This window comes from Dethiosulfatibacter sp. (genome assembly GCF_983023055.1).
Genome location: NZ_CEZJXU010000042.1, coordinates 1 through 5,487 on the forward strand (window position 1 = coordinate 1; position 5,487 = coordinate 5,487).

General features: G+C 37.7%; 5 protein-coding genes. All 5 read right to left on the reverse strand.

The window, feature by feature from the left end:
* Positions 1-1,006, reverse strand: a 1,006-nt coding sequence (locus AC3AX0_RS02925) for a sensor histidine kinase (RefSeq protein WP_487548809.1), incomplete at its 3' end; no start/stop codon positions are given.
* A 1-nt stretch (position 1,007) separates the two neighbouring features.
* Entirely contained in the window at positions 1,008-1,700 is a 693-nt protein-coding gene (locus AC3AX0_RS02930) for a response regulator transcription factor (RefSeq protein ID WP_487548810.1), read from the reverse strand.
* A gap of 136 nt (positions 1,701-1,836) precedes the next feature.
* Positions 1,837-3,009, reverse strand: coding sequence for an ABC transporter permease (locus AC3AX0_RS02935; RefSeq protein ID WP_487548811.1), 1,173 nt, complete (start codon positions 3,007-3,009; stop codon positions 1,837-1,839).
* Positions 3,010-3,684 carry an ABC transporter ATP-binding protein gene (locus AC3AX0_RS02940; protein WP_487548812.1) on the reverse strand — a complete coding sequence of 225 codons (675 nt, stop codon included), beginning with the start codon at positions 3,682-3,684 and terminating at the stop codon, positions 3,010-3,012. It abuts the gene before it with no gap.
* Positions 3,681-5,282, reverse strand: coding sequence for an efflux RND transporter periplasmic adaptor subunit (locus AC3AX0_RS02945; RefSeq protein ID WP_487548813.1), 1,602 nt, complete (start codon positions 5,280-5,282; stop codon positions 3,681-3,683). The genes AC3AX0_RS02940 and AC3AX0_RS02945 overlap by 4 nt, the downstream gene beginning before the upstream one ends.
* Between the last annotated feature and the right edge of the window lie 205 nt (positions 5,283-5,487).

A 5,487-nucleotide genomic window follows, 5' to 3' on the forward strand; every position in this document is an offset into this window, starting at 1 on the left:
CATTGTCAGTCAATATGGAAAGCATCTGAGTAAGTTTCAATTGATCTCCTGAAATAACAACACCTTCTTCCAGATTCTTATGAATAGAAATACCCCTGATTTTGAATTTTTCAGCAAACTTATCCACAGTCCTGCTGCAAATGTTTGTGAAATCCATATCGTCACTTCTCAAGGTCACCTGGTTTGCATCAATCTTCGCAACCATGAGAAGCTCCTCAACAAGCTTTGACATTACCTCCGTCTCTGAATAGGCATTATCAAGCCACATCCTGTTCTCCCCAATGGTACCAGAGTCATCGCACATGGCAGCATCAAGGTTTGTCTGGATTACCGTCAATGGAGTTCTAAGCTCATGTGATGCATCGGCTATGAATTCCTTCTGCTTGTTCCAGGACTCCATTACAGGCTTGATGCTCTTTCCAGCCAAATACCAGGATATTACTGCCAGAATAAAGGAACTTACAACTATAAGAAACAACAAAGAGTGCTTCAGATGTTCAAGAATGAACACTTCCATACTTCTGTCCTGATATAACTGTACCACTCCAGTCTTCGCTCCATTGTTAAAAAACCTTGTATAAATCCTGTATTCCACATCGTCAATTTTATCCAGTGAAAACATAGCTTCCCTGTTTTCATAAGAATCAAAAACATATTTCTCGAATTCACTAAATGGGATATCATCATTATTTTTTACATAAACAAGGTCAAGCATCTGGTCGTAAATTACATAGCCCAGCCTCAGTTTTGAATCGTTTACTGAAAACATTCCTTTGATTTTATCTGTTATCTTCTTCTCATCAAAGAGCTTTGGATGCATATAATCATCAAATAAATTGCTTTCACTGACTATTATCTTTTTTGCAGTTTCTTCAAGCAAACTTTTTGACGACCTATCTATTAATTGACTGGTTGCAAAATAAACAGTGGAGGACAGAAATGATAAAAACACTACAAGAATCACAAGAGTCGAACATGTAAACCTGATTCTTAACTTTCTAAACATATCATCTCTCCTTAAGAATATACCCTATTCCCCTAACTGTTTCTATTTTGCACTTTGAATTTTCAAGCCTTTTTCTAAGATGGTGTATATATATTTCTATATTATTTTCAAGTACGTCTGTTTCGAGACCCCATAGCCTATCTATTATCTGTTCCCTTGTAAATACCTGTTTTGGTCTGTTGATCAGCATTTCCATAAGATCCCCTTCCTTCTTAGGTATCTTCGACGAAATATTTCCTACATTCATAACAAGATTTTTAGGGTCGTATTCCAAGTCATTAAACTTGAATATCTCTCCTTTGTATTCCATGTTTTTTCTTCTTCCAAGGGCGTGGATCCTGGCAATGAGTTCCTTGGTTGCAAAGGGCTTTATAAGATAATCATCTGCCCCTAATTCAAGTCCCTTGACTCTGTCGTCTACGGTGTCTTTTGCCGTAAGCATGAGAACAGGAGTGTTTATGCCTTTCTTTCTCATGCTTTCAAGTATCTCAAGACCAGTGACGTTAGGTAGCATTATATCCAGGACCACAACATCATAAATGTCCTTTTCGGAAAGCATAAGACCTTCCTCTCCGTCGTTTGCTATCTCCGCATCTATCTTCTGCTTTTTTAAAAGAAACTGAAGAGCCTGAGTCAACTTGACTTCGTCTTCAACTATAAGTATTTTCATATTCTCACACTTCAATCCTTCCATCTTATTTCCATCATGTTTAAATCCTATTTAAATCAATTTCAATCTCAATTTCATAAATCCAGTTGATTTCAATAACTTCACATAATATTTAATACAGTATATACTATTTTTATATTATATTAAAGTGTCAAAACCTCTATTCATATCTTAGTGCATCTACCGGCTTGAGCTTAGAGGCCTTGTTGGCTGGATACATGCCGAAAAATATTCCAACAAAAAGGGAAAACCCAAACGCTATGGTTATTACTTCAAGATTAATAACCGACTTTATATCCATCATATTGCTTATGATGTTTGTAGCTCCTATTCCAAGACCTATTCCCACCAGTCCACCAAGACAGCTTATGACGGAAGATTCTATGAGAAACTGTGTAAGTATATTACTCCTTCTTGCGCCTATAGCTTTTCTTATGCCTATTTCCCTTGTTCTTTCGGAAACAGTAACAAGCATTATGTTCATTATGCCTATTCCTCCCACTATCAGCGATATACCTGCAATTCCTCCAAGCATGAGTGTAAGGGTGGCTGTAATTTCATTGAGGGTGGACAAAAGCTCCTCCTGATTGAATATCTTATAGGAATCCTCATCTTCATAAATCTCAAGAAGATATTCCTCTATATTTTCCTGGGTATTTTCCGATCCGTATTCAGCATTTCCCTGAATTACAACACTTCCTATTGACTCGGATTTGAACTGTCTCATGCCTGTTGTAAAGGGGATTATGACTATTTCATTGTTGTTTCCCATCATTGAGCTTTCCTTTTCTTCAAGAACTCCTACAACAGTATATTTCTCTCCATTTACTGATATTTCACTGTCAATAGGACTAATATCACCGAAAAGCGTATCGGCAGTATCATAGCCTATTACTGCAACCTTGTTTCTGAAATCCACATCAATGGGATTAATAAATCGGCCATATAATACAGCATAGTTCTGAATTTCAGCATATTCTTCATTTACACCAAGAACTGATAAACTGTCTTCGGATTCAGTTCCATACTTTACAGTTGCATTTTTGCTAATACTTGGAGAAATCTTTTCAACTCCTTCAACGAAAGCCAGTTCCTCAATATTTTCATTGCCAAAATCTACTGAGCTGTCGAATATTGACAACGATAAAAGATTTGATCCCATGTCTTCAATACTTTCAGTTACATCAGCTGTAGCTCCCTGTCCAAGGGACACCATCACAATAACGGAGAAAACTCCGATTATTATTCCAAGCATTGTAAGAAGAGTCCTCATCTTATTGGCAAGAATGGATTTAAGCGCCATTTTCAAGGTGTTTTTCAAGCTCATATTCATCTAATTCACCTTCCTGTCTATTATGAGTCCGTCCCTTATTGTTATCTGCATATTCGATCTTTCTGCAACCTCTATGTCGTGGGTGATTACAAGTATGGTCTTTCCTTGACCGTTCAGATTGTCAAGTATTTTCAGTACTTCATTTCCTGATTTCGTATCAAGATTTCCAGTAGGCTCATCTGCAAGCAATACTGCAGGATCACCCACAAGTGCTCTTGCAATTGCAACCCTCTGTTGCTGTCCTCCTGACAATTCAGTAGGTCTGTGATGCATCCTATCCGTAAGTCCCACACTGTATAGAGCCTCCTCAACCTTTATTTTCCTTTCCCTCGACTTGACTCCTCTATATATCAGTGGAAGCTCGACATTTTCATAGGCATTGAGTTTTGACAGAAGATTGAATTTTTGAAATATGAAGCCTATTTTCTCATTTCTGATTCTGGCAAGGGAATTCTCATTGTAGGTTGAAATTTCCTTTCCATCAAGATAGTATTCTCCAGTGGTAGGCAGGTCCAGACATCCCAGTATGTTCATAAGTGTTGATTTCCCAGACCCTGAAGGACCTATAATGGAAACAAACTCTCCTTCTCCTACTTTGATGGTTACTCCCTTTAGAACCTCCAGCTCTATCTCACCCATATAGTATTTTTTTGTTACATTTCTGATATCAATCATTGCTCTTTACCCCCGGTTGACCTCTTGACTCCGCCCATTCCAGGTATTTTCATGTTGTCAAAGTCGTTTTCGGTGGATATTGCTTCATTGTAATAAATCAAATCTCCCTCACTTAGTCCTGCCACAATTTCAACATTCTTGTCGTTTGTAATTCCAACCTCCACTTTTACAGACGTCAAGTTACCTTCTTCATCCTTTGTCATTACCACATATTTATTTCCCATTCTCTTAATTGCAGCTACAGGTACTAATAGAGTTTGACTTTTCTCTTCAATGATTATCTCTGCATCCACATTCATTCCCGCCATCATTTCTTTTCTGTCCTCAATCAATACTCCAACCTCATAGGTTGTCACACCATTCTGACTGTTTCCGCTTAAAGAAATCTTGTTAACAATACCGCTGAAAACCTCCCCTTCAAATACGTCACATTGAACAATTACACTCTGTCCCTTTGTTATATTCAATATATCCAGTTCATCTACGGATATTACAATCTCCATATTATCAAGATTCGCAACCTGAAAAAGCTGATTTCCCTTCTCTACATAACCCTGTTCATCGACATATACTGAAAGTATCGTACCTCCTATTGGAGATGTCACAATCGAATCTTCTTCATTAAGCTCATCAAGCGCCAGTTTCTTCTGTACTACGATCAACTCCTTCTGCTCTATTTCCTTTATAAGATCGCTACTTGCAACAACAGCAATAAGGTCTCCCTTGCTCACATAGTCTCCACTATTGTAATAAAGCTTATCTATTTCTCCATTGTATGGAGAATAAACCTGCCTCAAATCATTAGAAACAGCCGTTCCTGAATAAGGGGAAGTAAATATGCCCTTTGCATTTTCTATTGTAATTTTAACTGGAGACCCTTCAGACAAAGCTCCCTGGTATTCTATTTCAACTTCAGTAAGATAGCCCACTGATCCGCCTCCAGTGGCTGCAGGCGTCTTGTTTACCGCCGTCACCTTACCGTCAAGGTTAATGAGATAATCCGAAAGGAATACTAACGCTTCGTCTCCAATACTTATATTTTCAATTTGAGTATTTGTGAAATATGACTGCACCTTTATGAGGTTCACCTCTGTCAATTCGGCAATCTTGCCGTTCTTGCCAACCTCGTCTCCTTCTTCTACATCGAAGCTTACAGTTCCATTATTTTCTGCATAAATCTTAAGCTCTCCTGCAGTTTCGTACAAATCATTCAAATCGCTTTCAACAACAGCCAAATTATATTCCGCCAGATCTATCTCAAGCTGCTGGCTTTCATCGTCGCTTTCTATTTCATAGATAGCAAGGATTCCATCTTCCAGGACGACCTGTCCTTCCTCTACATAAATACCATCAATGCTGCCTTCTACTTCAGATGATACAATTCTTACATCGGAAGGTTCAAGACTGCTGCTTCCAGTTATGGACTTTTTTATATCATCCTTTTTTACAGTATACTCAATTTCCTTGATATTGCCAGCTGTTTCATCTTCTGTTTTTGATTTCATTACACTGTTATATCCATAGACTCCTATTGTAATAATTATCACCATCACTATTAAAATCACTATCTTCTTTTTGCTTTTATTTCCTTTGTTCATAACAACCTCCATGTCTTTATACTCTTATTATAAGCCAGTTGTCTTAAACAAAGCTTAATAAAACAAATAAAAAAAAGACTTCCCTTTGAACTTGTCACAGGAAAATCTTGATTTTACTATTGAAAGATACCTACTGGAAGAACTGTTATTCATACCTCAATGCATCCACAGGTTTAAGCTTTGCTGCTTTACCGGCAGGATATAC